We start from the raw sequence: 14,374 nt of genomic DNA on the forward strand, positions 1-14,374 counted from the left end.
TCACATAATTAATGTGTGAAATCTGCCCTTTTTGTGGAGTTACCCTCATTATTCGATTTTTAGATGCAGTTTATAATGATTGTGCTGGGAGAAATTGCATGCCGGCGGGACTGCAATTTCAGTCCAACTTAATTTGAAAGGGCTTTCAAAAAATTAAAGGAGGCAAATGTGATGACAATGTTTAGAAAATTTTTATGCTCTACTCTGGTGGTAATGCTAGTTGCTACCATTTTTACACTTACCTCGAACGCCCAATCTGGAGTAGAAAATGCGGAAGAAACTCACTTGGCACCAGCAACGATTCACACTTATCAACCATCAGTGCGCTATACTAACTCGGCTAATTATACGCTAAAAGCAAACGGGGTCGTTGTGCCGGTTGTCAAAGGATTTAGTGATTACGACTATGCTCATTTTTCCATGTCGGAAGGGCCTGTTACGTATGAATTAACGATTTTAAATACCGATAAAGTACATGAATATTCTATAAGTCCAAAGAAGCTCGGTATACAAGCTGAAAAGATAGAGGGAAGGACGATAACCTTCACAACACAATCTGACGAATACCTGATCGTGACAATGAATAATCGCCAAACACGCATGGTTATCGCTGCAGATCCGATGGAGAAGGATGTTCCCGCCTCAAACGGAGAAGGCATTTTTAATGTTACATCCGCTCCATATCATGTGGTGTCCTCAGGCACACCAGCAACCGGAGTAAGCACGAGAACGGCTTCCATTCAGCAAGCAATTAATGATGCCAGCCAATACGGAACCCTTCGAGGAGGCGGTAAACAGGGCATTGTCTATGTACCGGCCGGAACTTATTATATTGGTAATCTGGTATTAAAAAGTAATACTGCTGTCTACATGGAGCCTGGAGCAACGTTCATCGGTACAGGAAAGACAGTTGATTATACGGAGCACTGGTTTAAGGATTCCATGGGAAGGCCGGCTACCTGGTGGATCTCAACTGCATTTCAATCCGAAAATATTCGGATATATGGACGGGGTACTATTGATGGCAACGGGCAAGCCTTGCACGATGATAAGACTAGCAATGGTAAAGGAATGATCAATAATCTGGTTGTTCCCATTGCCACTTCCAATTTTGTCATGGATGGTATCCTTATACGGGAATCATCTGGCTGGGCCGTTGTTACGGTGCGCTCTAACGATCTGACCTTCACAAATTTGAAATTGTTCAATAGTCTGGGAATGGGCGAGAATGACGGCATTGATATTTGCGAATCCCAGGATGTAGTTGTACAAAATGCGATCGGTATTTCCTTGGATGATCCATTTTCTACGAAAGCCTGGAAAGCGGACACAGACATCGCTTCAGGTAAAGTACCTTGGCCGGGGAATCCAGAACCGGTTCAAAACGTGTTATTCAAGGATACGATAGCGTGGACGTTATGTTATGGTTATAAGATTGGTCAAGGAGTTATGCAAGATCAATCTAATATTGTATTCAGAAACGGAGTCGTTTACAAAGCCGCAGTGGGCTTCGCTATTCATCATAAATATGGGACCGGAATCGTTAGTGATGTGAGGTTTGAATCAATGGATGTCGAGGACATCAGTGGAAGTAACGAAGACAATAGTGCCTGGATGACCCTGTTCACGGTTAATGGTGGCAACCATGGAGTGGGACCCATTCGAGGAGTCACAGTAAAAGATATTACGGTCCGTGACGCAGGGGAAAGCTTTGCCAAGATTAAAGGATTGGAAGGAGCCATGATTACTGATCTGACGTTTGAGAACGTCTACATGCCTGGTAGCAACACTCCTGCTCGTACGCTACAAGAGATGAATTTCCTAAATAAAGAGCATTACAGCGGAGTTACGATTAAGCCGGTTCAGGATACTGAGCCGCTTCCCTTAATTAATTTGGCGCTCCATCGCCCAGCGGTAGCTTCATCCAATGATGGAATTGAGAACACCGCACCGTATGTGACCGATGGAAACTTAACAACCCGCTTTGGTTCAAAGCGCGGGGTGGACCCAGGCTGGATTTATGTGGATCTCGGAGAAACTAAAAAGATCAATGAAGTCAGGTTGTACTGGGAAGCCGCGTACGGTAAAAGTTATCGCATACAGGTAGCCGATGCTCCAAACCAGGAGGCAAAATGGAGCGACGTTTATAGCACCACTAACGGCAAAGGTGGTTTAGAGAGGATTACTTTTAACGAAGTGGAAGCACGTTATGTTCGTATGTACGGGACTGTCCGAGCTACGATCTATGGGTATTCAATTTGGGAATTTGAGGTATACGGACCGACGCAATAACTCCTTCGAGTAGGATAGGATTAGAATGTCATTACTACGCTTTGGCCGTCTCCCGGAGTCTACCGGGGGACGGTTGTTTAGTTTCTTCTGAAGTAGATTCTGACCTAAGTATCATGACTATTTTGCTATAATGCTGGAATAGAGCCCTGTCCCTGGTGGGCAAGCTGGATGAAGGAGGAAAAACAAGATGAGGACTAATTGGATAAAACTGCAACTGAGTAATCACCAGCCGGAGAGGGTGCAACGATGAGACCAACCCTGAAACCCCGCCTCGGTGTCCGCTTCAAAATGATCGGTATCTCGCTAATTGGATTACTTATACCAGCATTAGCCTTCGTGTTATTCGTACCCTCTTATTATAACAAGAATATGACCCATGATATAAATTTCGCCACGCAGGCTACGATTTCATCTGCGCTCATTAACCTGAACACGTACATCGAGGATCTGGAGCGACTCGTCGTGGTGCCTTATCTGAATGATTCCATTATGGATGCTTTTAACACTTTTCGGAAGATTGACAGCGGAAAGACGGTATCTCTCTTAGAGCAGCTGCAAGCCACAAGAACGATGAACACGACCCTGCCCAATTACACACAGAATTTGCGTAAGGATATAACAGGGACGCTAGTGTGCTTCATTCCAAAGACCGTGTTCGCTGTGTACACCAACAATAGTGGGCTGGTCAGCGACTATCCCTTTACGGAACAGACCTGGTACAAACAAGCGTTAGCAGCCGAAGGCAAGACGGTATTCATCAGCTCGCATAAGCAGGACTATCTGACAGATCCGGCCGCAGATAAAGTTTTTTCTATAGTGAAGTTGGTCAAGGATCTGGATACAAGACAGCCAATCGCCGTTGTTAAGGCGGATGCGGATACTCGGGTGCTGTCTGTCATACTGGATAAAATCAAACTGAATGTGTCTTCGATTATGTCCGTTATCGACGAGCAAGGCAATGTGATCTATTCCAACAAGCCGTTATCGGACACGATGCTAAAAGAACTCCGCAACAAAAGCAATTCCTCCAAAATTGATGATCACGGCGAGGTGTACAGTGTAACAACCCAGCATATTGAGAAGACGGATTGGAACATGGTGGCTATGGTCTCTGAGACGGAATATATCAACAGAATTAATGTTATGCAGGCCACAGTTACAGGGGTGTATGTTCTAGTCTCGATTTTCTCTGTACTTCTGGTGGCGCTTCTGTCACAACGTATGATGAAGCCCCTGCGAAAAATGGTGAATGTGATGGCCAAGGTAGAGACCGGCAATTTCAATGTACGTGTCCCAGTGAGGGGAAGAGATGAGATAGCCATCCTTGGCAGCTCCTTCAACTTGATGCTCAGCGAAGTGAACAACCTGTTGAATCGTGAATATAGGGCAGTTCTGAGCAAGCAATCCGCAGAGTATAAGGCGCTGCAATCCCAGATTGAACCTCATTTTCTATACAACACGCTCAATACAATGATTGGCATCAACCGTCTGGGCGACAGCAAGGTGCTGGAGCAAGCAATCCTGTCACTGACTGGTATGATGCGTTATATGACAGAGCAGGCCGATTGGACAACCCTGAACGAAGAATTCCAGATGCTGAATCAATACTGCTATCTACAGAAGCTCAGATTCCAGAATCGGCTGGAATACACCATCCAACTGGACCCAGAAGCGGAACCAATGAAAATCCCGAAACTGCTGATTCAGCCATTGGTGGAGAATGCGATTGTGCACGGTATTGAGCCGCTTGGCGAAACGGGTCAACTGACGGTCTTGGGGAGTATAGAAACTGTGCATTTCCAGCGCTGTGTGGTCATTGTCATCGAGGATTCTGGCACCGGTCTGGAGCAGACCGAAGGTTCAAAATGGATGGGTGTGGGATTGACCAATGTGAAGAACAGACTTCAATATGCCTATAAGAAAGCCGATTTAAATATTCAGAGCAGGGTGAACGTGGGCACCCGAATTACAATAACCATTCCACTGGAGGATGATAACGATGAAGATCGTCATAGCTGATGATGAGTACTACGTTCGGATCGGGCTGGTAAAAATGCTGGAAGAAATTTTGACGGAGGAGTACTCCATTATTGAGGTGGAGAATGGTCACCAGGTACTGGACAAGATTCGGGAGATTCAGCCGAATGTGGTGTTCCTGGATATCAAGATGCCACGGATGAGCGGTCTTGAAGCATTTCAACAGGCCTATGGTCTGTCTCCGGAGACGCAATGGATTGTGATCAGCGGTTATGCTGATTTTGAATATGCCAGAAAAGCGCTACAGCTTGGCGCGGTAGATTATTTGCTCAAGCCCGTCTCCCCGGAGCAACTGGAGCTGATTACGGCTGATATTAGGAAGCGAATGCTGGCACAGACCGAGGTTCGCTGCAGCACGTTCAAGCAGAATTTGACGGCTGTATTTAACCGCACGCTGAGCCTCAGAACGCTGCCGGAGGGACATGAGCTGAAGCAACTGAGCTATGTGCCTATCCTTTTTGCACTGGACAGGTATGTGGAGAAGGGGCAACATTCCGAGGAACTTACCGGCTGGTATACGGAGATGGAGAACGCAGTCCAGCAATTGAATAATCGGAGCCTGCGCGCTGCGCTGGTCGTTGTACCCGGAGGTACGGTGGGAATCATGCTTGGCTGGGACCGGGAAGATGAACATACGGAGCAGTGGGTGATGCAGAGCGCTTATAGCAAAATCAATAAGGTGCTGGGACGCTTGAGTGGTGGTAGTCTGGGATTCTATGCCTTGGCAGGCGAACCTTGCGCCGGATTGCATGAACTGGAGGCCCATATCGCTATTATTGAAGCTGCTTTGCTGATAAAGGCTTTGCTGGCTCGCAATGATCTAATCCGCTGGAAGGAGCTATCCGGGCTGGTGGGCACGCTATCCAAGGAAGCGAGGGAATGGTCCAGAGCGCTGGTGGAGCTTGCTGACACTTATCGGAAAAAGGATTACTACCGGTATGTCATGCTTAGCCGAGGGATCGGGAGCTTCTTGGATAAAGGGTACGACAGCCTGCCGATTCAGGCCAGAAATCACGCCGGATCTTTTCTCAACAATGCGTTGTCTACAGGCACAGACCCCCGTGAAAAGTCGCTACCTGATGCTGCATCTTGGAGACAACTGCTCGAACGTGGAGAGAAGGAACTGCTCCGTGATACCGAAGGCAGTACGGATATGATTGATCGTGTCGTCGAATACATTGAGCGGAATTATGCCGAAGATATAGGCGTGGCGGGGGTAGCAGAGATTTTCAGTATCACGCCCAATTATCTCAGCTCACTTTTCCATAAAAAAACAGGCAGCACCTTCGTCAAATATGTGACCCACCTGCGTATTGCTAAGGCCAAAGAACTGCTGGCTGGACATGACCTTCAGGTGCAGGAGGTAGCGGCAGCAGTGGGCTTTAACAGTCCCAAACATTTTGCCAAGTTGTTCAAAGAGCATAGTGGAAGTTACCCCTCGGAGTTTAGGGCGGAGCTTCGAGCGAAGTGAGCCCTCCGATATTATAGAAATTTGCACCTGGAGTGTAGATTGGCTATCTGCACATTCAGTTGCGGCTGCCCTAGAATTGAATTAAGCCTTACAAATACAAATGCAGAAGGGGAAATCAGACAGATGGCAAAAGGAAAAAGATTGAAAAGAATGTTAGCGGTTTCAATGATGCTGACGATGGTTGCCGCACTGTTTACCGGCTGTTCCAGCTCCAACTCCAGCAAGGAATCTGGAGGTTCCAGTAAGGAAGATACCATTACTTTATCCGTATGGACCCAGCGTAGTGGTGAAGGTGCAGCCGCTCTGGAGAAAGTATCGAGACAATTCGAAGCAGAGAATCCAGGCATCAAAATTGATTTCAATGCCCCGGGTAAGGAATATGAGAACATCCTGAAGATCAAGATGTCATCGGATGAGATGCCGGATATCTGGTCAACACATGGCTGGGCCATTGGCAAGTACAGCGACCAACTGGCCGATCTCTCGAATGAGGAATGGGTACCCCGCTTAATTCCTTCCCTGAAAGAGCAGGTAACGGATGCGGATGGCCGGGTGCTGTCTATGACGATTGATTCTGACACTTCTGCAATCGCTTACAATGTGGATCTGTTTGAGAAATACAATCTTCAAGTGCCGAAGACGGTAGATGAGCTGCTGGCATTGTGTGAGAAGGTTAAAACCGAGAGTGGTGGTAAAGTAGTTCCGATCCATATTGGCGGTGGCGACGGCTGGCCGATCGGCCAGGCTGTAGATTTTTTCTCCAGCACACTGCTTACGACAGACAGCAACAATAACTACGGCGAAGAATTGAAGAACGGCACGTTCGATTGGAATCACTATAAGCCGCTTGGCGAGCTGTTCCAGACTATGAAAGCCAAGGGTTATGTCAACGTGGATATTCTTACGGCCAAGAATGACGATACTGCCAAAGCCATTGCTAACAATGAGGCGCTTATTGCTATCACCGGATTTGGAATCAAGGATTCCGCAGTGAAATACAATCCCAATGTGAAAATCGGATTCTTCCCAATTCCAACCTTCTCGGATAAGGATGAGCCTGTATTGGTTGGTGGAGAGACTGATGCCTGGGGGATCTCGAAGAACACGAAGCATATGGAAGCAGCCAAGAAATACATCGCGTATTTTGCCAAGCCAGAGATCAACAAGCAGCTCTGTGAAGAAGCGAATATCCGCTCGGCCTTTACCGATGTCAATGTGGACTTGGGTGAGATGACGCCGTATTACGAAGCTTCCAAGAATGCGAGAATTGTGCCTTATTTTGACCGGGCCTTCCTGCCAAGTGGAATGTGGGATGCTATCTCCAAATACGGTCAAATGCTGTTCACCGGGTCGTACTCCGTGGATCAATTTGCCAAGGACATGAATGATAGTTATACCCGGCTGCTCGATAAATAAGGTTTGATGGATAACGTACCTTCATAAGTTCCCTCTTTGGGACTGATGAAGGTATCTTCATTTCAGGCCAAAGATAAGCAATACAGATAGGAGGAGTAAAGCCGAATGAACACCTTCAAAAAGATAAGACATTCCCAGTCAAGCATCAACGTGATGTACATTCCTGCACTGATCTTTTTCTTTGTTTTTATTGCCTACCCGTTCATTCAGGGTATTATGATCTCATTTACTGACTGGAACGGTTACTCTGAAGCACGGAATTTTATTGGGTGGAAAAATTACGCCCGCCTGTTTGCGGATAAAGATATGGGGCTTGTCATTTTCAATACCTTTTTATATGGAATTCTGAGTACCGTCTTCCAGAACTTATTCGGGCTGCTGTATGCACTGTTTGTGGATATGAAATTCCGTCTGCGGGGCGTTGTCCGCACGATCGTGTATTTGCCCGTTATTGTCTCACCGCTCATTATGGGGTACATCTTGTACTATTTCTTCCAATATAACGGCGGAACGATGAATGAAGTGATTTCCTGGTTCGGCATAGAGCCGAAGAACTGGCTTAATCAATGGAGCAGCTCTGTAACCAGCATCATTATTGTGAATACGTTCCAGTTCATTGGACCGGCGATGATTATCTATCTGACTGGACTCCAGTCGATATCTTCCGATTACTATGAAGCGGCCGATCTGGATGGTGCCTCTGCTTTTGCCAAGTTCAGATCGATTACCTTGCCGCTGCTTATGCCAGCCATCACCATTAATGTCGTGTACAATCTTATCGGCGGTCTCAAGTTGTTCGATATTATCATGGCTTTGACGAATGGCGGACCTGGATATACAACCTCGTCCCTGTCCACGTTCATGTACTCCGTCTACTCGGGGCAGCAGGATGCAGGCTATGCCACAACGGTCGGAAACTTTATGTTCGTCATTATCGGTGTCGTCGGTCTGCTTGTGCTGGGTAATCTGCGGAAACGGGAGGTCGAATATTGATGAAGCGGAATAATACCGTCAAGAAAATCTTCATTGCCGTTGTCAGTCTAATTATATGCCTGATTCCGCTGATCCCTTTCTATATGATGATCAACATCTCACTGAAGGATGTAACCGACTACAAGTCAACGATCAGCATTCCGAAAGAGTTTGTATTTGCGAACTTTGTGGATGCTTGGAAAAGCGCGGGTCTCGGCACAGCTTTCATGAACAATATTATTATTACGATCTTTACGTTACTACTTGTTATTTTGGTCTCTTCTATGGCCTCATACCCGCTGTCAAGAAACAAGTCTAAACTGAATAAAGCGATCTATACCACCTTTATCGCTTGTATGATCATTCCTTCGTTGACGCTGATTGTGCCACTGTATATGATTTTGATCAAAATGCATGCGCTGAACACGCTATGGGGAGCGATTCTGGTTCAGACGGCCTTCTCACTGCCGATGTCCATCTTTCTTTATACGGGCTTTATCAGTTCGATCCCCAAAGAACTGGATGAAGCCGGTTATATTGACGGTGCGAGCCGAATCGGTATTTTCTTCAAGCTGATTCTGCCGCTGCTGAAGCCGATTACGGCGTCAGTGGTAATTCTACAAGGGGTGGGTATCTGGAACGAGTACGGCATGTCGCTCTATATTTTGCAGAACAAGGATGTGCAGAATCTTACGGTGGCTTTGTCCAGATTCGTTGGGCAGTACCAATCGCAGATGAACTGGGTGGCGGCGGGTTGTTTAATGTCGGCGGCACCTATGATTGTGTTATTTCTGATTTTCCAGAAACAATTTATTAAAGGCATCTCATCGGGTGCTGTGAAAGGGTGAGGAATGGTATGGCTTATCTTGATCTTATTGAACTTCCCGAAATCGTATTGGTCCAGGAGGACAAAAGCTGGAGCCGCATGGAGTCACAAAGCGGCGTATATACGGATAAGGATATCCGGGTAGAGGTACGTAAGCAGACCGGAAGCCTAGGCGTGAGTCTATCTGCCGATCAGACTCCGGTTAGCCGGATTGCGCTGAGATGGAACCGGGAGATCGGCGAGCATGTTAGACTGCTCGGCGACCACTGGGAGAGATCTTATGGTGATCTGCAATGGGCGGGTATTATGCCAGACCGGGAGATGCCCTGGTATTTCATGGCCCTCCAAGACGGCATCACGCATGGTTACGGCGTGAAGACCGGGCCTGCCTCGCTATGCTGTTGGTTCGTCGACGCCCACTGGGTGACGCTGGTCCTTGATGTGCGATGCGGGGGTACGGGCGTGCTACTGAGTGGTCGCCAGCTCGAGGCGGCTGAAGTGGTCAGCCGTAAGGGAGAGCTTGGAGAGACACCATTTGAGGCAACGCAGGCGTTCTGCCGTGTAATGTGCGAGCAACCGGTGCTGCCGAAATTCCCCGTCTACGGGGGAAACAACTGGTATTATGCCTATGGGCACAGCTCCCATGGACAGATTCTTGAAGACAGCAAGCTGATGTCCTCGCTGGCCACTTCTTCTGTCAATCGTCCATACATGGTCATTGACGACGGTTGGCAGAAAAACTGGGGCAAATTTGCCGCGAGCCGCCATCAGCCATGGCTGCCGGACGAGCAGCTGTTCCCGGATATGGAACAGCTGGCCAGGCAAATGACAGAGACGGGCGTGCGTCCTGGCATGTGGTTCCGCCCGCTGTTGACAACGATGGATTCGCCCAAGGAGTGGCTGCTAAACAATCCATTAGCAAAAGCGGAACAGCCGGAAGGTTACATTCTGGATCCCAGCATTCCGGAGGTGCTGGAGTCCATCGCAGACTATGTAGCCCGTTATACAGGCTGGGGCTACAAGTTGCTGAAGCATGATTTTACAACCTATGATCTGTTTGGTCGTTGGGGCAGCCGCTTTGGCATGGGTATTACCGATGACGGCTGGCATTTCGCCGACCGTTCCAGAACATCTGCAGAGATTATTCTTGCGTTGTACAAGGCGATCAAACGTAATGCTGGAGATACGCTCATTATCGGCTGCAACACACTGTCCCACTTGTCGGCAGGCATCTTTGAAATTCAGCGTACCGGCGACGATACCAGTGGTCTTCAATGGGAACGCACTCGCCGGATGGGGATCAACACCTTGGCCTTCCGAATGCCTCAGCATGACACGCTCTATGCCGTTGACGCTGATTGTGTGGGATTGACAAACAATGTGGATTGGAAAATGAACAGACAGTGGCTGGATGTTCTGTCGCGCAGCGGCACCCCGCTCTTCGTGTCGGCCGATCCCAAAGCCATGGGCAGTGAACAGCGCAAGGCGGTCACCGAAGCCTTTGAACGGGCAGCTATAGCTACAGCAGTCTCTGAGCCATTGGACTGGCTCTCCAATATGGCACCTTCCCGCTGGAAATCGGGTGGGGTAATTTCAGATTATGACTGGACGGATAAGGGGAGTATCGAAGCCTGCTCGGGCTATTTTAGCTGGAACTGATATAGAGGCTGAATTTAAGAATCAGAGGTTGATATAAAGTGCGAATAGAGCATAAGAACCTTTTGAATATGTAGCGTCTTTATTCACAACGTGAACCGCTGAGTTTGGCTCAGCCCAAATATAGATAGAATAATAATTAACAACGGAGGATTATGGAAATGAAATCTGACATCACCGCTATCAAGGAGACGATTGAACGTGTAACAAGCAAGCTTTCCCACCGCCCCAAACTGGCGCAGCTGTTCCAGAACTGTTATCCCAACACGCTGGAGACCACCTTTCAGCAACTTGAAGACGGAACGGCTTTTGTAATTACGGGAGATATACCGGCAATGTGGCTGAGAGATTCCTCTGCCCAGGTGCGGCACTATATTGGCGATGCCGTGAAGGACTCCGAGCTAGCTGATATGATCAAAGGGGTAATCCGCAAGCAAATGTTTTACATTAATCTGGACCCGTATGCCAATGCGTTCAACCGTGAAGGCAATAATCACGGCCACAAGGACGATATTACCGAACATAATCCTTGGGTGTGGGAACGCAAATACGAGATCGACTCCCTATGTTACCCGATACAGCTGGCGTATCTGTTTTGGAAGGCAACCGGCGATATTGAGATTTTCGACGATGTTTTTCAGGAAGCAGTTTTGAATATCCTCGATCTGTGGACAAAAGAACAGCGCCACGAGCAATCTCCGTACACGTTTGAGCGATTGAACTGCCCGGAGACGGATACGCTGAGTTATGGTGGGCGCGGCACGCCTGTAGCTTATACCGGGATGACCTGGAGCGGCTTCCGTCCAAGCGATGATGCTTGCACTTACGGGTATCTGGTTCCGGCGAATATGTTCGCTGCCGTGGCTCTGCGCTATATTGTGGAGATTAATAAAGATGTACTACGACATCAGGATATCGGCCGCCGGTCCCAGCTGCTGCTGGATGAGATCGAAGAAGGCATTCAGACGTATGCGATCACGGAGCATCCCGTATATGGACGAATCTATGCTTATGAGACGGACGGAATGGGCAACTACAATCTGATGGACGACGCGAATGTGCCCAGCCTGTTGTCCCTTCCTTATCTTGGATATTGCAAGGCCGATGATCCGGTGTACTTGAACACCCGACGGTTTATTCTGAGTAAGGATAATCCCAATTATTTTGCTGGTGAAAAAGCAAAGGGGATTGGTAGTCCGCATACCCCGCATAATTACATCTGGCATATTGCCTTGGCGATGCAAGGGCTGACTACCGAGGACCCTGAAGAGCTGGAACAGTTGCTGGTTCTGCTGGAGACAACAGATGCCGATACCGGGTTTATGCATGAAGGTTTTGATGTCAATGATCCCGGGAAATTCACCAGACCTTGGTTCGCCTGGGCCAACTCCATTTGCAGTGAGCTGATAATGAAATATGTCGATGAAGGAGAATAAGAATCGAGATTCGATCAGGCTCTAATCTCAATTCCAATCTCAACTCTAATCTCAACCCAGAACCTAAACCTAATACGGACCTTAAGCGGAATCTGTATTGTTTCAGTGGCTCATTTAGAAACTGGGACGGGGATGAATATTTCAGCAGTTCGGACATTTGCAAAATGCTGAATACAAAACAAATTTGGGTGTTTAACAAGTGTGATGAATGGAAGACCATTTTTTGAAACAAAACAGGGCATCTACTGAAGATGCCCTGTTTTGTTGTCATTACATACAGCGAGCTATACGTATGGTTCTCACAGCGTACAGGAAGCACGTTTCTCAAATATGCATTGTACTCACCAGGGGTAGCAGGTAATCCCAGTGAGTGGCTATATTTTCAATACAAAACCCCGGCAACACTTAAACGCGAGGATCCTGAACAGATATGTATAATTATGAAGCAATAAATCATTTGATTTTCCAAAGTGCAATGTGTGAAGTGGCAATCGAAGACTTGTTTTCACCATATCTGTTGAAATTCTATTTTGTTGGTGATATCAATCTTTGTCTCCTAAATTTATACAATATATAGTTTTAATTCTGATATAATAGATACTTCATGATTTAGATGCTGAAGGGAATGATAGATGAGAATGAGTAGGTGGAATGTTGCGTTTTATTCCGTTGTATTTGTATTTGTGCTGGTGATGTTGTGGAATGAACAATCTGTTTATCTTATCGTAGGAACGGTGATGGTCGCCACAGTTATTGCGTTTACGATTCACGTTTTATACCCAATGGCATGGGAAACCCGGATGGACCGTGTGGAAGCTTTTTTACGTAAAAATCATCATACGCCCTATATTTATATTTATTATGTGACTGCCAACAGACTGGATGATGAAGTCGAGTTCACGATGGAGAAACTTAGAAAACAGACGACGAAAAAATCGAGGCAAGCGATATATCAGGCAGCTTACGGTGCTTATCGCAAGGACATAACTGCCGTTCGGCAAGCGGTACTCCAGATGCGCAGATCAGATTACCGTACATATTACGAGACGTTTTTGCTTTTGGAGGAAGAGAAGAGTGAGCAAGCAAGGGAGCACCTGAAATCGATTAGAAGACAATGGATGCTATCTGCACTTCTTGCTGAGTTAGAACGCAAATTGGGTCGGCGCGAACTGGCTATCCAGCACGCTAAGGAAGCGATGAATGCGTGCAAAGGTGTACAGCGTTACACGTTGACTAAAGAATATGAAAGGTATTATGCAGATGAACAACAAGCACAATAAATGAACTACACTCGCGAAAGGCGTTGTAGTTATTAATAGACTGATGGTGTAATTTACTTTACGGTCGGGAATAAATATCGATGGATATGAAACTGATCAACTTTGAAAGTGGCAATATTGGTGTTATCCCCTTCGTTAGGCAAGATAAGTCCATCTTAAAGATGTCTTTGATCCCTTATCGACTAAAAGGGGGTAATACCAAATTCAGCTGCTATTTTTGTTAACGGACAGGTTAGAGATTAGCAATCCATAAGAAACAACCCAACTTAAATTATGGTAAAATGTAGTAAATGTAAAATGTAAATATCCCTCTTGAACAAAGGAGAACTGAAAATGAGAAAACTCGTTCTATTTCTGCACGCATCGCTTGACGGTTTTGTAGAAGGGCCGAATGGTGAAATGGACATTGGCTGGGTTTCCTACGATGCTGATTTGGAGAAACACGCGAAAGAAATTCTGAGTACTGCCGACACTGTCATTTGGGGGCGTGGGACTTATCAGATGATGCACAGTTACTGGCCATCTGTACCTTCAAACCCATCAGCTTCGCAGCATGAACGGAATCATGCCGAGTGGATCGAAAACACAGCCAAAATCGTTTTTTCCACGACGCTGGAGAAAGTTGAATGGAATAATTCCAGACTCGTGAAAGAAAATGTCGAGGAAGAGATCAATAGTCTCAAACAGCAGCCAGGCAAGGATATGGTCATCCTCGGTAGTCCTAGGTTCGCACACCATCTTATGCAGCTTGATTTAATTGATGAGTATAAAATTACGGTTTCTCCTGTCCTGATCGGTAAAGGATTGCCGTTATTCCAAGGTCTCAAGGAGAAGATCAATCTTAAGCTAATCGAAAACAAGACCTTTGATTCTGGAGCGATAGGCCTCGTTTACCAGACGGTAAGATGACCTTGTCACTTAAGATGATTACGCTAACGGGAATGATAGTTGAATATAACCAGTCTAGTTCAATTAGTGGAGGCAATAA

The 14,374-nt window shown here is 46.8% G+C and carries 10 protein-coding genes; all 10 read left to right on the forward strand.

Features of this window, described 5'->3' with window-relative positions:
* Nucleotides 1-171: 171 nt before the first annotated feature.
* The 10 genes from CRO25_RS05165 (at nt 172) to CRO25_RS05210 (ending at nt 14,295) form a co-directional block, all read left to right on the forward strand.
* Nucleotides 172-2,292 carry a discoidin domain-containing protein gene (locus CRO25_RS05165; protein WP_256863535.1) on the forward strand — a complete coding sequence of 707 codons (2,121 nt, stop codon included), beginning with the start codon at nt 172-174 and terminating at the stop codon, nt 2,290-2,292.
* Between the two features lie 246 nt (nt 2,293-2,538).
* Nucleotides 2,539-4,311, forward strand: coding sequence for a sensor histidine kinase (locus CRO25_RS05170; RefSeq protein ID WP_072733064.1), 1,773 nt, complete (start codon nt 2,539-2,541; stop codon nt 4,309-4,311).
* Complete coding sequence (locus CRO25_RS05175) at nt 4,292-5,800, forward strand: response regulator (protein WP_179132064.1); 1,509 nt, start codon at nt 4,292-4,294, stop codon at nt 5,798-5,800. The genes CRO25_RS05170 and CRO25_RS05175 overlap by 20 nt, the downstream gene beginning before the upstream one ends.
* Nucleotides 5,801-5,950: 150 nt before the next feature.
* Nucleotides 5,951-7,216, forward strand: a complete 1,266-nt coding sequence (locus CRO25_RS05180) for an ABC transporter substrate-binding protein (RefSeq protein ID WP_218843439.1) — start codon at nt 5,951-5,953, stop codon at nt 7,214-7,216.
* A 105-nt stretch (nt 7,217-7,321) separates the two neighbouring features.
* A complete protein-coding gene (locus CRO25_RS05185) occupies nt 7,322-8,209 on the forward strand; it encodes a carbohydrate ABC transporter permease (protein ID WP_063563759.1) in 888 nt (295 codons plus the stop codon).
* Nucleotides 8,209-9,036, forward strand: coding sequence for a carbohydrate ABC transporter permease (locus CRO25_RS05190; protein ID WP_079693694.1), 828 nt, complete (start codon nt 8,209-8,211; stop codon nt 9,034-9,036). The genes CRO25_RS05185 and CRO25_RS05190 overlap by 1 nt, the downstream gene beginning before the upstream one ends.
* A gap of 8 nt (nt 9,037-9,044) precedes the next feature.
* Nucleotides 9,045-10,673: an alpha-galactosidase gene (locus CRO25_RS05195; RefSeq protein ID WP_090806720.1), complete on the forward strand. Its 1,629-nt coding sequence runs from the start codon at nt 9,045-9,047 to the stop codon at nt 10,671-10,673.
* Nucleotides 10,674-10,831: 158 nt separating this feature from the next.
* On the forward strand, nt 10,832-12,106 hold the full coding sequence (locus CRO25_RS05200) for a glycoside hydrolase family 125 protein (RefSeq protein WP_079693693.1): 1,275 nt from the start codon (nt 10,832-10,834) through the stop codon (nt 12,104-12,106).
* Nucleotides 12,107-12,744: 638 nt separating this feature from the next.
* Nucleotides 12,745-13,386 carry a hypothetical protein gene (locus tag CRO25_RS05205; protein ID WP_143806491.1) on the forward strand — a complete coding sequence of 214 codons (642 nt, stop codon included), beginning with the start codon at nt 12,745-12,747 and terminating at the stop codon, nt 13,384-13,386.
* 333 nt (nt 13,387-13,719) lie between these two features.
* Nucleotides 13,720-14,295: a dihydrofolate reductase family protein gene (locus CRO25_RS05210; RefSeq protein WP_064637762.1), complete on the forward strand. Its 576-nt coding sequence runs from the start codon at nt 13,720-13,722 to the stop codon at nt 14,293-14,295.
* Nucleotides 14,296-14,374 lie beyond the last annotated feature (79 nt).

Source organism: Paenibacillus sp. RU5M (assembly GCF_900221055.1).
GTDB lineage: Bacteria > Bacillota > Bacilli > Paenibacillales > Paenibacillaceae > Paenibacillus > Paenibacillus marchantiae.

Coding starts and splice junctions, on each gene's coding strand:
- CRO25_RS05200 (WP_079693693.1), top strand. CDS start 10,832: ATGAAATCTGACATCACCGCTATCAAGGAGACGATTGAACGTGTAACA.
- CRO25_RS05180 (WP_218843439.1), top strand. CDS start 5,951: ATGTTAGCGGTTTCAATGATGCTGACGATGGTTGCCGCACTGTTTACC.
- CRO25_RS05175 (WP_179132064.1), top strand. CDS start 4,292: ATGAAGATCGTCATAGCTGATGATGAGTACTACGTTCGGATCGGGCTG.
- CRO25_RS05210 (WP_064637762.1), top strand. CDS start 13,720: ATGAGAAAACTCGTTCTATTTCTGCACGCATCGCTTGACGGTTTTGTA.
- CRO25_RS05165 (WP_256863535.1), top strand. CDS start 172: ATGACAATGTTTAGAAAATTTTTATGCTCTACTCTGGTGGTAATGCTA.
- CRO25_RS05185 (WP_063563759.1), top strand. CDS start 7,322: ATGAACACCTTCAAAAAGATAAGACATTCCCAGTCAAGCATCAACGTG.
- CRO25_RS05190 (WP_079693694.1), top strand. CDS start 8,209: ATGAAGCGGAATAATACCGTCAAGAAAATCTTCATTGCCGTTGTCAGT.
- CRO25_RS05170 (WP_072733064.1), top strand. CDS start 2,539: ATGAGACCAACCCTGAAACCCCGCCTCGGTGTCCGCTTCAAAATGATC.
- CRO25_RS05195 (WP_090806720.1), top strand. CDS start 9,045: ATGGCTTATCTTGATCTTATTGAACTTCCCGAAATCGTATTGGTCCAG.
- CRO25_RS05205 (WP_143806491.1), top strand. CDS start 12,745: ATGAGTAGGTGGAATGTTGCGTTTTATTCCGTTGTATTTGTATTTGTG.